Source organism: Schleiferilactobacillus harbinensis (genome assembly GCF_008694105.1).
Classification (GTDB): domain Bacteria; phylum Bacillota; class Bacilli; order Lactobacillales; family Lactobacillaceae; genus Schleiferilactobacillus; species Schleiferilactobacillus harbinensis.
In genome coordinates this window covers 1,000,006-1,014,791 of sequence record NZ_CP041364.1, presented here as the reverse complement: position 1 = coordinate 1,014,791, position 14,786 = coordinate 1,000,006, and the positions used below count along the sequence as shown (strand labels likewise).

General features: G+C 53.8%; 12 protein-coding genes and 1 pseudogene. All 13 read left to right on the top strand.

Features of this window, described 5'->3' with window-relative positions:
- Positions 1-81 precede the first annotated feature (81 nt).
- The 13 genes and pseudogenes from rpsB to FMM01_RS05165 all read left to right on the top strand — a co-directional run bounded on the left by rpsB (position 82) and on the right by FMM01_RS05165 (position 14,775).
- Entirely contained in the window at positions 82-918 is an 837-nt protein-coding gene (gene rpsB, locus FMM01_RS05225) for a 30S ribosomal protein S2 (RefSeq protein WP_150391840.1), read from the top strand.
- 96 nt (positions 919-1,014) lie between these two features.
- Positions 1,015-1,890 carry a translation elongation factor Ts gene (gene tsf, locus FMM01_RS05220; RefSeq protein ID WP_027827704.1) on the top strand — a complete coding sequence of 292 codons (876 nt, stop codon included), beginning with the start codon at positions 1,015-1,017 and terminating at the stop codon, positions 1,888-1,890.
- 129 nt (positions 1,891-2,019) lie between these two features.
- Positions 2,020-2,769 (top strand): UMP kinase, encoded by a 750-nt coding sequence (gene pyrH, locus FMM01_RS05215; protein ID WP_027827705.1) that lies wholly within the window; start codon positions 2,020-2,022, stop codon positions 2,767-2,769.
- Between the two features lie 2 nt (positions 2,770-2,771).
- Positions 2,772-3,332 (top strand): ribosome recycling factor, encoded by a 561-nt coding sequence (gene frr / locus FMM01_RS05210; RefSeq protein ID WP_027827706.1) that lies wholly within the window; start codon positions 2,772-2,774, stop codon positions 3,330-3,332.
- 67 nt (positions 3,333-3,399) lie between these two features.
- A complete protein-coding gene (locus FMM01_RS05205) occupies positions 3,400-4,137 on the top strand; it encodes an isoprenyl transferase (protein ID WP_150391839.1) in 738 nt (245 codons plus the stop codon).
- Positions 4,138-4,149: 12 nt separating this feature from the next.
- Complete coding sequence (locus tag FMM01_RS05200) at positions 4,150-4,965, top strand: phosphatidate cytidylyltransferase (RefSeq protein WP_150391838.1); 816 nt, start codon at positions 4,150-4,152, stop codon at positions 4,963-4,965.
- 13 nt (positions 4,966-4,978) lie between these two features.
- The gene (gene rseP / locus FMM01_RS05195) at positions 4,979-6,256 is read left to right on the top strand and encodes an RIP metalloprotease RseP (protein ID WP_150391837.1); all 1,278 of its coding nucleotides are present in this window, start codon (positions 4,979-4,981) and stop codon (positions 6,254-6,256) included.
- A gap of 37 nt (positions 6,257-6,293) precedes the next feature.
- A complete protein-coding gene (locus tag FMM01_RS05190; RefSeq protein ID WP_027827710.1) occupies positions 6,294-8,018 on the top strand; it encodes a proline--tRNA ligase in 1,725 nt (574 codons plus the stop codon).
- A 42-nt stretch (positions 8,019-8,060) separates the two neighbouring features.
- Positions 8,061-12,386, top strand: coding sequence for a PolC-type DNA polymerase III (locus FMM01_RS05185; RefSeq protein ID WP_150391836.1), 4,326 nt, complete (start codon positions 8,061-8,063; stop codon positions 12,384-12,386).
- A gap of 168 nt (positions 12,387-12,554) precedes the next feature.
- Positions 12,555-13,034, top strand: a complete 480-nt coding sequence (rimP, locus tag FMM01_RS05180; RefSeq protein ID WP_027827712.1) for a ribosome maturation factor RimP — start codon at positions 12,555-12,557, stop codon at positions 13,032-13,034.
- A gap of 18 nt (positions 13,035-13,052) precedes the next feature.
- Positions 13,053-14,102: pseudogene (gene nusA / locus FMM01_RS05175) on the top strand (transcription termination factor NusA); the annotation flags it as partial.
- A gap of 50 nt (positions 14,103-14,152) precedes the next feature.
- Positions 14,153-14,473 carry an RNase P modulator RnpM gene (gene rnpM / locus FMM01_RS05170; RefSeq protein WP_027827713.1) on the top strand — a complete coding sequence of 107 codons (321 nt, stop codon included), beginning with the start codon at positions 14,153-14,155 and terminating at the stop codon, positions 14,471-14,473.
- A gap of 5 nt (positions 14,474-14,478) precedes the next feature.
- A complete protein-coding gene (locus FMM01_RS05165) occupies positions 14,479-14,775 on the top strand; it encodes a YlxQ-related RNA-binding protein (RefSeq protein ID WP_027827714.1) in 297 nt (98 codons plus the stop codon).
- Positions 14,776-14,786: the final 11 nt, after the last annotated feature.

Genomic DNA, 14,786 nt, shown 5'->3' with positions numbered 1-14,786 from the left:
TTGACCGGTTGCGGCAGTGCACAGTTGTGTCCGCACCGGAGTGACGTATGCAGAGGAAAAAACTATTGGAGGTATTTTTACATGGCAGTATTATCAATGAAGCAATTGCTTGAAGCCGGTGTGCACTTTGGTCACCAAACCCGCCGCTGGAACCCGAAGATGAAGAAGTATATCTTCACTGAACGGAATGGTATCTATATTATTGACCTGCAAAAGACGGTCAAGATGGTCGACACGGCGTACAACTTCGTCAAGGACGAAGCAAGCAAGGGTGCGGTCTTCCTGTTTGTCGGTACCAAGAAGCAGGCCCAAGATTCCATTGAAGAAGAAGCAACCCGTGCTGGTCAATATTACGTTAACCACCGTTGGTTGGGTGGTACTTTGACAAACTGGGAGACTATCCAAACCCGGATCAAGCGTCTGAAGGACTTGAAGAAGATGGCCGAAGACGGCACTTTCGACGTCCTCCCGAAGAAGGAAGTTTCCTTGCTGAACAAGGAACAACAGAAGTTGGAACGGTTCTTGGGCGGTATCGAAGATATGCCTCATTTACCGGACGTGATGTTCATCGTTGATCCTCGTAAGGAAGACATCGCTGTTCACGAAGCCAACAAGCTGCACATTCCCATCGTGGCCATGGTCGACACGAACACGGATCCGGATCCTATTGATGTGATTATCCCGTCAAACGATGACGCGATTCGTGCGGTTCGTCTGATCACTTCCAAGATGGCTGACGCCATTGTTGAAGGCCGTCAAGGCGAAGACAATGCTGACGCTGACCAACAACAACCGGTTCAACCCGCTGCTGCTGAGGGTGACCAACCGGCTAAGGATTCCATGGAAGATATCGTGGAAGCTGTTGAAGGCGACAATAGCGACGCTGCCGACAGTGCCAGTGATTCCGCTAATAACTAATATGTAACCCCTGAAGTGGCCTGGCCCAGCAGCAATCCTGCGGAGCGGCCACTTTTTTCAGCTTTTTAGAAATTTATTTATAGGAGGACTACATTCATGGCAGTTTCGATTCAACAAATCAAAGAGTTACGGGAAAAGACCGGCGTCGGCATGATGGACGCTAAGAAGGCTTTGGTTGCTACTGATGGCGACATGGACAAAGCCGTTGATGTATTGCGCGAAAAGGGCATTGCTAAGGCCGAAAAGAAGAGCGACCGCGTCGCTGCTGAAGGCTTGGCGCATATTTCAGTTGCCGGCAATACGGCAGCAGTCATTGAAGTCAATTCGGAAACCGACTTTGTTTCCGCCAATGACAAATTCCAGAATCTGGTTAAGGGGATTGCTGACGCAATTGTCGCTGGCAAACCGGCCGATATGGATGCTGCCTTGGCCTTGAAGATGGGCGACGACACGATCAAGGCGGCCATTACGGAATTGACCGCCGTTATCGGCGAAAAGATTTCCCTGCGCCGCTTCCAAGTCGTCGAAAAGACGGACAGCCAAAACTTCGGTGCTTACCTGCACAATGGCGGCCAAATCGCCGCATTGACCGTGCTGGAAGGCGCTGACGAAGAGACAGCGCGGGACGTGGCCATGCACGTGGCGGCCATCAATCCGAAGTACTTGGATCAAAATGCCGTTCCGGCTGATGTCTTGGCACACGAAAAGGCTGTCTTGACTGAGGAAACAAAGAACGAGGGCAAGCCCGAAAAGATTATCCCGAAGATCGTTGAGGGTCGGATGCGCAAATATCTGTCCGAAATTGCTTTGGCTGATCAAGAATTCGTTAAGGATCCGGATCAGACCGTGGCTAAGTATGTCGCCAGCAAGGGCGGCAAGCTGGTTTCCTTTGTCCGTTATGAAGTCGGCGAAGGGATCGAGAAGAAGGAAGAAAACTTCGTTGACGAAGTGATGTCCCAAATCAAGGGCTAAACTCCTTGCTGAAGAGGCCGCAGACCTACGGGTGTGCGGCTTTTTCTATGCCCGAAAGACTGGCGGCTATTCGCCCAAACGCGTCAAGTATGGTAAACTATTGAACAGCAAACTAACGGAGGAATGGTAATGAGTGGGATCAAATATAAGCGCATCGTTTTAAAAGTCAGTGGTGAAGCTCTCGCCGGTAAAGAGGGTTTCGGCATCACGCCGCCAGTCATTGACCGAATCGCTAAACAGATCAAAGCAGTCCACGAATTAGGCGTCCAAGTGGCAGTCGTCTGCGGCGGCGGCAATATTTGGCGGGGCGAAACCGGTGCTGAATTAGGTATGGAACGGGCCCAAGCAGATTACATGGGCATGCTGGCCACGGTCATGAATGCCTTGGCCCTGCAAGACAGTCTGGAACACATGGATGTGCCGACGCGGGTGCAAACGTCTATCGAAATGCGCCAGATCGCTGAACCCTATATTCGTCGTCGGGCCATGCGCCATCTGGAAAAGGGCCGCGTGGTGATTTTCGCCGGCGGCACGGGGAACCCGTACTTCTCCACGGATACCACTGCGGCCTTGCGCGCCGCCGAAATCGGCGCCGATGTGATCTTAATGGCCAAAAACAACGTGGACGGCGTTTACTCCGCCGATCCGAATAAAGATCCCAATGCGGTCAAATATGATGAATTGACCCAACTCGATATCATCGCTAAGGGCTTGAAGGTGATGGATGCCACCGCCAGCTCGTTATCGATGGACAATGATATTCCTCTCGTCGTCTTCAACATGAATAAGCCGGACAACATCGTCCGGGTGATCGAGGGCGAAAACATCGGGACGACGATTAAAGCCGAAGCCGATGAAGAAAAGAAAGGAGCACATTAATCATGGCAGAAGAAGCATTATTAAAGCAGGCAAAAGAGGACATGAAAAAAGCCCAAGACGCGCTGCGCCGGGACTTGGCGGATATCCGGGCCGGTCGGGCCAACGCCGGGCTGCTCAACCGGATCAACGTCAACTATTACGGGGCACCGACGCCGTTGAACCAAATGGCGGCCATCAATATTCCGGAACCCCGGGTACTGATGATCACGCCGTACGACAAGTCCTCACTGAACGATATTGAGAAGGCCATCTTAGCCTCTGATTTGGGTTTGAACCCGGCCAATGACGGCAACGTCATTCGCTTGGTCATTCCCCAATTGACCGGTGAACGCCGCCAGGAGCTGGCTAAGGAAGTCGGCAAGGATGCTGAGAACGCCAAGATCGCTGTCCGCAATGTCCGTCGCGACGCGATGGAAGAATTGAAGAAAGCGGCGAAGAAGGGCGACATCAGTGAAGATGCCCAACATGATTTGGAAAACCAAGTCCAGAAGCTGACCGATGATGCCGTCAAGGGTATCGATAGCATCGCCAAGGATAAGGAAGACGAGATCACCGAAGTCTAACAACCGTTAGGCCCGTCCACCCAGGTATTTGGTGACGGGTTCTTTTCTTCGTGTAAAGGAGTCAGTTATGGCAAGCACCGAAACAGCACCGCTGCCCCAGCATGTTGCCATCATTATGGACGGCAATGGCCGGTGGGCCAAGGCCCGCCATCTGCCCCGGGTTGCTGGGCACAAAGAAGGCATGGATAACGTCAAGCGGATCGCCATTGCAGCCAGTCACATGGGCATCAAGGTCCTCACGGTTTACGCCTTCTCCACTGAGAATTGGCGCCGGCCCACTGAGGAAGTGAATTACCTCATGGGCTTGCCAGTCAAGTTCTTCAATCACTACATGCCCGACCTGATGGCAGAAAATGTCCGGGTCGAAGTAATGGGTTATTTGGATGAACTGCCGGCGGCCACCCGCCAAGTGACTTTGGATGCCATGGCCCAGACGAAAAACAACACCGGCATGATTTTGAATTTCGCGTTCAACTACGGTTCGCGCCGGGAGATCACTACCGCGGTGCAGCAGTTGGCGGCGCAGGCGGCAGCCGGTGCAGTCAAGCCGGCGGACATCACAGAAGCAATGGTCAGTGACCATCTCTTCACCGCCCAATTAGGCGCCCTGGCTGATCCGGACCTCTTGATTCGGACTAGCGGGGAGGAGCGGCTGTCGAACTTTTTGCTTTGGCAGGTGGCCTATTCAGAATTTGTCTTCACCGATGTTCATTGGCCGGACTTTACCAGCAATGATTTAGCCGCGGCGGTGGCCACGTACCAGCACCGGCAGCGGCGTTATGGCGGCTTGAAGACCAGTAAGTAGGAGGAAATTGGGATGCGGCAACGGGTAATCACAGCAATATGGGCATTGGCAATATTTTTGCCCACGATTTATTTTGGCAGTTGGGCCATTGAGGTCCTGGCGATTCTTTTGGGCCTGATCGGCCTGTCGGAGTTCTTCTTGATGCGCAAACGCATCGTGGTTTCGCCGGACTTCATCATCGCCGGTTTCGGGATCGTGGTCATGATCTTGCCCGCCGGCTTCTATGGCTGGCTCAAGGGCTGGCTGCCCAACAACGTGTCCCACTGGTTCAATATCACGGAGTTTCTGATGATGCTGTTCATGTTAATGCTGGTGATCACTGTCACCAGCAAGAATCGCATCAACATTGAAGATATTGCCATTTCCACCCTGGCCATGGCTTATCTGGGCGGCGGTTTCGGCGCCCTCGTCATGGTCCGGAACCAGGGCAGCTTCATGAAGCTCTTGTTCGTCCTGCTGATCGTCTGGGTCACCGATTCCGGCGCCTATCTGATCGGCCGCAAGCTGGGCAAACATAAGCTGACGCCGATTTCGCCGAACAAGACTTGGGAAGGCTCCATCGGCGGCACGGTCAGCGCCGTGATCATCGGCACACTTTACTGCTTGGCGGTGCCTGAAGTTCAGGTTTACGCTCTGTGGCGGATGATTCTGATCATTTTGATTCTGTCCATCGTTGGCCAATTTGGCGACTTGGTGGAATCGGCGTACAAACGCTATTTCGGTGTCAAGGACTCGGGCAAGATTCTACCCGGTCATGGCGGAATTCTTGACCGCTTCGATTCGTTGCTGTTCGTTTTGCCGTTAGTCCAAATTTTCGGCTTAATTTAAAGGAGCTAACCAAATGAAGGGTATTATCGCATTCATCCTGGTCTTTGGGATCATCGTGCTGGTCCATGAATTTGGCCATTACTTCTTCGCCAAGTGGGCGGGGATCCTGGTCCGGGAATTCTCCATCGGTATGGGGCCCAAGCTGTTCTGGCATCGGTCCCACGGCACGACGTATACGATTCGAATCTTACCCTTAGGCGGGTACGTCCGCATGGCCGGCGCGGCCGATGATGAGGACGAAATTGAACCAGGCACGATGGCCACCTTGGTGCTGAACGATGCCGGCGTGGTCACCTCGATCAATACCAGTGACAAGGTGACTAATGTCAACGGTGTGCCGCTGCAAGTGTCCAAGAGTGATTTGGAAAAAGAACTCTGGGTTGAAGGTTACGAAAACGGTGATGAATCGGTGGTCAAACGCTACCCGGTGGATCACGACGCGACGATCATCGAGCACGACGGTACTGAAGTACAGATCGCCCCGCTGGACGTGCAGTTCCAGTCGGCCAGTTTGGGCCGCCGGATGCTGACAAACTTTGGCGGGCCGTTGAATAATTTCTTGCTGGGAATCATCACGTTTATTATCATCGCTTTCGTCAACGGCGGGGCACCGAATAATAGTCAGACGATGATTGCCCAGATTGAGCCTGGTATGCCCGCCGCTCAGGCCGGCTTCAAGGCCAAGGACCTGGTCCAAACGGTGGATGGCCAGCGGGTAGGGGATATTACGGATTTTTCTAAACACCTGCAAAACAAGGCTGGCAAAACGGTGAAGATCCAGGTGCTGCGCAACGGCCAAACGAAAACACTGACGGTTAAACCGGTCGCGCGTACCGTGGATAAGAAACAAGTGACTCAGATCGGGGTGGCGGTCACCGGCGGTTTAGATACCTCGTTCACGGCCAAACTAAAATACGGCTTCACGGAGACGTGGTATATCATTACCCACATTCTCCAGATCCTGGGTTCATTCTTCACCGGCGGCTTCAGCCTGAACAAGCTGGGCGGCCCGGTGGCGATCTACCAAGCGTCCAGTCAGGCGGCCAGCTTCGGCTGGCTCTCCGTGGTGACGATGATGGCCAGTCTGTCGGTGAACCTGGGCTTGATGAACCTGCTGCCGATTCCGGCGCTGGACGGCGGCAAGCTGCTGCTGAATGTCGTCGAGGCCGTGCGGGGCGAACCGATTTCTGAAGAAAAAGAAGGCGTGATCACCTTGATCGGCTTCGGGTTGCTGCTCCTGTTGATGATTGCAGTCACCTGGAACGATTTCCAACGGTTATTCACGCACTGAGTCCGGGACGGATTCAGAGGAAAGGAAGAATCTTGTTGTGCGTCAATCCAAAATGTTAATTCCGACCATGAAAGAAACTCCGTCTGATGCAGAGGCCATCAGTCATCAGCTGATGCTGCGCGGCGGTATGATCAAGCAGGAAGCTGCTGGGGTGTACGTCTATTTACCCTTGGCTTGGCGGGTCTTGCAAAAAATCCAGCACATTATTCGCGAAGAAATGACGACGATAGATGGGGTGGAAATGCTGCTGCCCACGCTGATCCCCGCTGAATTGTGGAAAGAATCCGGCCGTTACAGTACCTATGGGCCAAACCTTTACCAGCTGAAAGATCGCCACGATCGCACGCTGCTCCTGGGCCCGACCCATGAGGAAACGATGACGGATATTATCCGCAGCAGCGTGAAATCATACAAGAAACTGCCGCTGCTGTTATACCAAATTCAGACGAAGTATCGGGATGAGGATCGGCCGCGCAACGGTCTGCTCCGGGGCCGGGAGTTCATTATGCAGGACGCGTATTCTTTCACCGTGGATAACGATGACTTGGACACGATTTTCAACCATGTGGAAAGTGCCTATGTTAATGTCTTCAACCGGGTCGGTTTGAACTACCGGGTGATCATCGGTGATGCCGGCGCTATGGGCGGCCGGGATTCCAAGGAATTTTCCGCCATTGCCCCGATCGGTGAAGATACCATCGCTTATTCTGACGGCAGCGACTACGCCGCGAATTTGGAAATGGCCACTAGTCAATTGCCGGCCGTACAGAATCACGAAGATCCCCAGGCGTTGCAAAAAATCGCGACGCCCGGTGCGCAATCGGTGGAGGAAGTTGCCGACTTCCTGCATGTGGATACGGACCAGATCATGAAGTCCATTCTGTTCATCGCCGACGAGAAGCCGGTACTGGCCTTGATCCAAGGAACCCATGAGATCAACGATGTCAAGCTGAAGAACTTCCTGGATGCCGCTGAGCTGCGGCTCGCCTCGGATGACGAAGTGCAACAGTATCTCCATGCTCCGGAAGGTTCTTTAGGACCCGTTGGGATCGACCAGGATATTCGTATTGTCGCCGATTTGACCATTAAGAACATGGTCAACGCTTTTGTGGGCGCGGATGAAGAAGGCTACCATTTTGCCAACGCCAACGTGGATCGGGATTACAAGCCGGACGACTACGCGGACATTCGCGTCGCCCAGGCTGGTGAAACATCACCCGACGGTGAGGGCAAGTTGAAGTTCACGAAGGGCATCGAGATTGGCCATATTTTCAAGCTCGGCACCCGCTACTCTAAGATCATGAATGCCACGGTTTTGGATGAAAACGGCCGCTCAGTACCCGTTGTGATGGGCAGTTACGGCATCGGCGTATCCCGCCTGCTGTCGGCCATTGTCGAGCAGCACAACGATGAACACGGCATCATTTGGCCTAAGGCGATCGCGCCATTTGACATTCACGTCGTACCCGTTAATATGAAGAACGACGACCAACGGCAATTAGCCGACGAGATCGACGCCGCTTTAACGAAGGACGGCTATGAAGTCTTGCTGGACGACCGTAACGAGCGGGCCGGCATCAAGTTCGCCGACGCTGATTTGATCGGTATTCCGATCCGGATCACGGTGGGCAAGAAGGCTGCCGACGGTATCGTCGAGGTCCATTTACGGGCCACCGGCGACAATATTGAAGTGAAGAAAGAAGAACTGAGCAACGTCCTGCCGATCTTGCGGGCGAAGTTGGACGGTCAGTCTGCTGAATAAGTTGTTTTTGGTTTACCGAATTTAAGAAAGGGTTGAGTCCATTTGGCATTGTCACCTGAAGAAATGTTGACCCAACTCCTCGACCAGATCCACTTTGCGGTCTCCGCCGATGGCGGGGACCGTTTTGCTGGCGGCGCCGTGGAGAAGGTCATTGTGCATGAACAGACCAAACAGTGGGAATTCGTGCTGCGTTTGCCCCAAATCCTGCCATTCTCTGTGTATAGTGTCTTCCTCGCTGATCTGACCAAAGCGTTTGCGGATATCGCGTCCGTGGCGGTTCGGCTGCACGTGGCCCAACCCGAATTTGACGACCATTTGCTGGCTGATTATTGGCCATACGTGGTGAAAACCTGTGCCGCCTCGTCCCCTGCCCTGGCCCAAGTGAATGCCCCGCAAATGCAGGGCGACCGGGTGGCGATCAGTGTCGACAACGAAGTAGTTAAAAATTATGTCGTGGAAAACGCACTGAGCTGTGTTGAAGAAGCCTATGCCCGGTTGGGCTTCCCGGATTTCCATATCCACGTCTACGTTGATGAGTCTGCGACCCAAGAAAAAATCGACGCCATGCGCCAGCAGCAGGAGCAGCAAAACCAAGAGCTGGCGACGCAAGCTCTGCTGAAGGCCCAGGAAAAGGCCGCAGCCGGGCCGGCTGGTAACGGCAGTGGGGCCCCCAGCGGCGATGGTGTCCACATCGGTAAGCCGATTCCCGCCGACGCGCCGATTCGCCAGATGGCGGATATCACCGAACCAGACCGGTCCCTGGTGGTTCAGGGAAAAATTTTCTCCAGTGAAGTTCGGGATCTGCGCAGCGGCAAACAAATGCTGCTGTTTGAAATCACTGATTACACCTCTTCCTTCAAGGTCAAGGCCTTTTCCCGGGAAACCGGCACCGATCCGAATTTTGCGCAAGTGGCTGTTGGCCAATGGGTGAAAGTCCGCGGACCGGTGGAAGAGGATAAATATTCCCAAGAATTGACCATCAGTGCCTACGATGTTCAGACGGTGGCCCACGCGGCGCGGCAAGATACCGCTGCGGGGGATAAACGTATCGAACTCCATCTGCACACCACGATGTCCCAGATGGACGCTACTAATTCTCCCACCGATTACGTCAACCAAGCGGCGCAGTGGGGCATGCCGGCGATTGCCGTTACTGATCACGCCGTCGCCCAGGCATTCCCGGAAGCCCACTCGGCGGGCTTGAAGAATAAGATTAAAGTCATGTACGGGGTGGAAATCAACCTGGTAGATGATGCCACGCCAATCGCCTACAATTTGCGCGATCAACCGCTTACCGGTGATGAAGAATATGTTGTATTCGATATTGAAACCACCGGGTTATCCGCACCCACCGACCGGATCATTGAAATTGGCGCGGTGAAGATGAAGAACAACAAGGTGTTGGCGAAATTCGATGAATTCATCAACCCCGGCTTTCCGTTAAGTGCGACGACGATCAATTTGACCACGATCACCGACGAGATGGTCCAAAGCGGCGGGTCTGAGGAAGAAATCATCAAAAAGTTCACCGACTTTGTGGGTGACGCGATTGTCGTCGGCCACAATGTCACCTTCGATATCGGCTTCATCAACGTCGCCCGCAAGCGCTTAGGCTGGCCGGCGGTACCCAATCCCATCGTCGACACACTGATCATGTCCCGCACCCTGCATCCAGAACGGGGCCGGCACACCCTGGACAGCCTGTCGCGGGTGTATAAGATCACTTTGACCCAGCACCACCGGGCCTCTGACGATTCGGAAGCGACCGGCTATTTGTATTTTGCTTTGCTGAAAGAAATGATGGCCCGCTTCAATACCGCCAATGTCAATCAGCTGAATGATCACGCGGGTGAAAAAGAGGCCTGGAAGACCGGCCGGCCCAGCCACGCTATTTTGATTGCGAAAACCCAAGCCGGCTTGAAGAATCTGTTCAAGATCGTGTCCTTCTCTTTGACGGATTATTTCCACCGGGTGGCCCGCGTCCCCCGCAGTATGCTCAACAAGTACCGGGAAGGAATCATTGTCGGCAGCGGCTGTGCAGACGGCGAAGTGTTCACCGCCATGATGCAAAAGGGGTATGAAGATGCCCGCAAATTGGCCGAGTATTACGATTATCTAGAAGTCCAGCCCCATGCAGCTTACCAGCCGCTGATCGCCACGGAATTGATCAAGGACAACGACCAGCTGGAAGACTTGCTGAAGAACATGGTGAAACTCGGCAAAGAATTGGACAAACCGGTGGTGGCCACCGGTGATGTGCATTTCATGAACCCGGAAGACGCCATCTACCGGGAGATTTTGCAGCGGTCGATGAAGATCAACGCCCACCGCAAGCTGTATTTCCCGGATCTGCACTTCCGGACTACGGATGAAATGCTGACAGACTTTGCTTTTCTGGGCGAGGAAACAGCTCATCAGGTCGTCGTTGATAACACCCATACGGTGGCCGATTGGGTCGCTGACGACATTACCCCGGTGAAGGACAAGCTGTATACGCCGCATATGCCCGGCGCGGAAGAAGATATCCGCCGACTGACCATGACCCAGGCTAAAGAATGGTACGGCGATCCGCTGCCGGATATTGTCCAGGCCCGCTTGGATAAGGAACTTAAGAGTATCATCGGCAACGGCTTCTCGGTCATCTACCTGATTGCCCAGAAACTGGTGCACAAGTCCAATAAGGACGGGTACTTGGTTGGTTCCCGGGGCAGTGTTGGCTCCTCCCTAGTCGCGACCATGACCGGGATCACCGAAGTCAATCCGCTGCCGCCCCATTATCGCTGTCCGCACTGCCACTACTCAGAATTCTTCGATAAGGGGGAAGTCGGCTCCGGGTTTGACTTGCCGGATAAGAAATGCCCCAAGTGCGGCACGGAATTAATCAAAGAGGGCCAGGATATTCCCTTCGAAACTTTCTTAGGGTTCAAAGGGGACAAGGTACCCGATATCGATCTGAACTTCTCCGGGGACTATCAGCCCATCGCCCATAACTACACCAAGGTGCTGTTCGGCGAAGACTACGTGTACCGGGCCGGAACCATCGGCACGGTGGCGGAGAAGACCGCCTACGGCTATGTCCTGCATTACCAGGAAGTCACGGAACAAAAGATCCGCGGCGCCGAGATCGATCGGTTGGCAGCGGGCTGTACCGGGGTCAAACGGACCACCGGCCAGCATCCGGCGGGGATCATCGTTGTGCCGGACGACATGGACATCTACGATTTCACCCCGATCCAGTACCCCGCAGATGATACAGACGCTGCTTGGAAGACGACCCACTTTGATTTCCACTCCATCCACGATAATATCTTGAAGCTGGATATTCTGGGCCACGATGACCCGACCATGATCCGGACCTTGCAGGATCTTTCGGGGGTCGACCCGAAGACAATTCCTTACGACGATCCAGGTGTGATGGGCCTGTTTTCCGGTACTGAACCGCTGGGCGTCACGGAGGACCAGATTCAATCAAAGACCGGTACCTTGGGGATTCCCGAATTTGGAACCCGCTTCGTTCGGGGAATGCTGGAAGAAACCCATCCGACGACCTTTGCTGAATTACTTCAGATTTCTGGTCTGTCCCACGGGACCGATGTCTGGCTGGGCAACGCCGAGGAGTTGATCCAAAAGGGCGTCGTCAAGCTGAAGGATGTCATCGGCTGCCGGGATAACATCATGATGGACTTGATTCACTGGGGCCTGGATTCCCAGTTGGCCTTCCAGATCATGGAGCACGTCCGGAAGGGCCGGGGGATCCCCGACGAGTGGCAGGATAAGATGCGGGAGAATAAGAACATTCCTTCCTGGTACATTGATTCCTGTTTGAAGATCAAGTACATGTTCCCCAAGGCCCACGCCACTGCCTATATTGAAATGGCGCTGCGGATCGCCTGGTTCAAAGTGTACTATCCGTTGGCATACTATTGTGCCTACTTCTCCGTGCGGGCCGACGACTATGATCTGGTTGCCATGACCCACGGCAAGCAGACCATTAAAGAAGCGATGCAGACAATCAACGACAAGGGCAATGACGCGACTGCCAAGGAAAAGGGCCTGCTGACGGTGCTGGAGATTGCCAACGAGTGCTGGGAGCGGGGCATCCGCATCCAGATGGTGGACATCAATCAGTCTGAAGCCCAAGAGTTTAAGATTGTCGATGATCACACACTGCTGGCCCCGTTCAACGCGATCCCCTCCCTTGGGGACCGGGTGGCCAAGAATATTGTCGCTGCCCGGGCAGAAAAACCGTTCCTGTCGAAAGAAGATATTTCCGTTCGCGGCGGGGTTTCCAAAACGATAATGGAATATCTGGACAAGAATGGCGTCGTCAACGACTTCCCAGACGAAAATCAGCTGTCTCTGTTCTAATGGTCGAGCCGTTGAAAAGAGCGGCAAAGTTGCTTTGGGAACGGAAATATGCTATATTCTTCATAGGATTTCCAATACTTCGAGTAGAAGTGAGCAGCGATGCTCACTTTTTTTTGGAGTTAGATGTCGAAAATGAGGATGGTGACATCCTTAGAAAGGGGTGCTGTTGTGGCCAAACAATCAATTGTGGATACCGTGACGCCGCTGGTGCGGCCAATCGTTGAAGCGGCCGGCTTGCAGCTGGTCGACGTGGAGTACGTGAAGGAAGGCAGAAGCTGGTACCTCAGGGTTTACGTGGATAAGCAGGGCGGCATTGATGTGGAAGAAATCGCTAAGGTTTCGGACCCCATCAGTACCGCGATGGATACCATCGATCCTGATCCGTTCCCAGAGAAATATATCCTGGAGGTCTCTTCGCCCGGTGCGGAGCGGCCATTGAAAACAGATGCTGATTTAGAAAAGGCTGTCGGGGAGTATATCCATATCTCCCTGTACCAACCGGTGGACGGTCAAAAGGTATTCGAAGGCACATTGCAGACGCTGACGGCGACGGAATTGACCTTGGTGATCAAGGATAAGACCCGCCGCATCCCGCGCACTTTTGCCCGGGACGCCATCGCCCACGCCCGCTTAGCCATTGAATTTTGAGGAAAGGAAACAAGTATTATGAGTGCTGAAATGCTCACTGCGTTAGATGAGTTGGAGCGTCAAAAAGGCGTTAAAAAGGAGGTCGTGATCGATGCGATCTCCGCGGCCCTGGTTTCGGCTTACAAGCGTAATTACGGTCAGGCCCAAAATGTAGAAGTGGACTTTGACAATAAAACCGGTGAATTCCACGTCTATGCCGTCAAGGAAGTCGTAGACACCGTCTTTGATTCCCGGTTGGAAGTAGCCTTAAAAGATGCCATTGCCATCAATAAGGCTTACGAAGTGGGGGACCACATCCGCTTTGAAGTGACCCCGGAACACTTTGGCCGCTTAGCCGCCCAAACCGCTAAGCAAGTCATCATGCAGCGGATCCGCGAAGCTGAACGCTCCATCGTGTATGACGAATACAGTCAATACGAAAACGAGATCATGTCCGGCGTCGTAGAACGCCGTGATAACCGCTTTGTCTACGTCGATTTGGGCCGCATCGAAGCCGTGCTGAGCAAGCAGGACCAGATGCCCAACGAAAGCTACAACGCCCACGACCGGATCAAGGTTTATGTATCGAAAGTCGAAAACAGTCCCAAGGGCCCGCAAGTGTTTGTTTCCCGGACCAATCCCGATTTTGTCAAACGGCTATTTGAACAAGAAGTCCCAGAGATTTACGATGGCACTGTAGAGGTCGCGGGTATCGCTCGGGAAGCCGGCGATCGGACCAAGATCGCGGTCAAGTCCAACGATCCCCACATTGATCCCGTTGGTACCTGTGTCGGACCCAAGGGTCAGCGGGTTCAGGCAGTCGTCAATGAACTGCACGGCGAGAACATGGACATCATTCAATATGAAGATGATCCCGCTGAATACATTGCTAACGCCCTGAATCCGGCGGAAGTCATCGCGGTGCAATTTGCTGATGACGACGAGCGCAACTGCACGGTCATCGTGCCCGATGAGCAGCTTTCTCTGGCCATCGGCAAGCGCGGCCAGAATGCCCGCTTGGCCGCTCGGCTGACGGGTTACCGTATCGACATCAAGCCGGAATCCGAAGTGGAGTTCGTGGACGACGACGGCGACGTTGAAGACCCAGATACGCCACAGACTAATGGTGATGAGAAATAATGGCCAAAGCAAAGAAACAAAAGAAAGTACGGAAGATCCCGATGCGTAAGGATCTGCTCAGTAATGAGATGAAACCGAAGAAGGAAATGGTGCGCATCGTCCGCGATCCGGAAGGCACCATCAGCATTGACCCCACGGGCAAAAAATCCGGCCGCGGGGCCTATGTTGCCCTTGATCCAGCAGCCATTGCCGCGGCCCAGAAAAATCGGGTCGTAGAGAAGGCACTGGCAGGTAACGTCACGGATACTTTCTACGATGAATTATACGCATACGTCGATCACCGCAAGGCACGGGTCGAATTGTTCGGTCCCGACGCATGACGCCAATGAATACCCAGAAATTAATGAATCTGATCGGTCTCGCCCAGCGCGCTTCCCGGCTCATTGTCGGTGAAACCCAAGTCTTGACGGTTGTCCGCAGCCAGCAAGCGAAGCTTGTTATTCTGGCAGCAGACGCCGGCGCAGCCACTGCGAAACGGATCACGGATAAGTGTGCCTTCTACCAGATTCCCCTCACGCAGGCTCTCACCAGCACTGAATTGACCACCGCCCTCGGGCGGCCGCGAAAAATCGTGGCGGTCATGGATGCCGGGTTTGCCCGCAGCATGGAGGCCCTTATGTAACTGAAATAGAG

What these genes read in the sequence shown, in the direction of transcription:
- tsf (WP_027827704.1), top strand. Translation starts at nt 1,015, where the DNA reads ATGGCAGTTTCGATTCAACAAATCAAAGAGTTACGGGAAAAGACCGGC.
- FMM01_RS05165 (WP_027827714.1), top strand. Translation starts at nt 14,479, where the DNA reads ATGAATACCCAGAAATTAATGAATCTGATCGGTCTCGCCCAGCGCGCT.
- rnpM (WP_027827713.1), top strand. Translation starts at nt 14,153, where the DNA reads ATGGCCAAAGCAAAGAAACAAAAGAAAGTACGGAAGATCCCGATGCGT.
- pyrH (WP_027827705.1), top strand. Translation starts at nt 2,020, where the DNA reads ATGAGTGGGATCAAATATAAGCGCATCGTTTTAAAAGTCAGTGGTGAA.
- rseP (WP_150391837.1), top strand. Translation starts at nt 4,979, where the DNA reads ATGAAGGGTATTATCGCATTCATCCTGGTCTTTGGGATCATCGTGCTG.
- FMM01_RS05200 (WP_150391838.1), top strand. Translation starts at nt 4,150, where the DNA reads ATGCGGCAACGGGTAATCACAGCAATATGGGCATTGGCAATATTTTTG.
- frr (WP_027827706.1), top strand. Translation starts at nt 2,772, where the DNA reads ATGGCAGAAGAAGCATTATTAAAGCAGGCAAAAGAGGACATGAAAAAA.
- FMM01_RS05205 (WP_150391839.1), top strand. Translation starts at nt 3,400, where the DNA reads ATGGCAAGCACCGAAACAGCACCGCTGCCCCAGCATGTTGCCATCATT.
- rpsB (WP_150391840.1), top strand. Translation starts at nt 82, where the DNA reads ATGGCAGTATTATCAATGAAGCAATTGCTTGAAGCCGGTGTGCACTTT.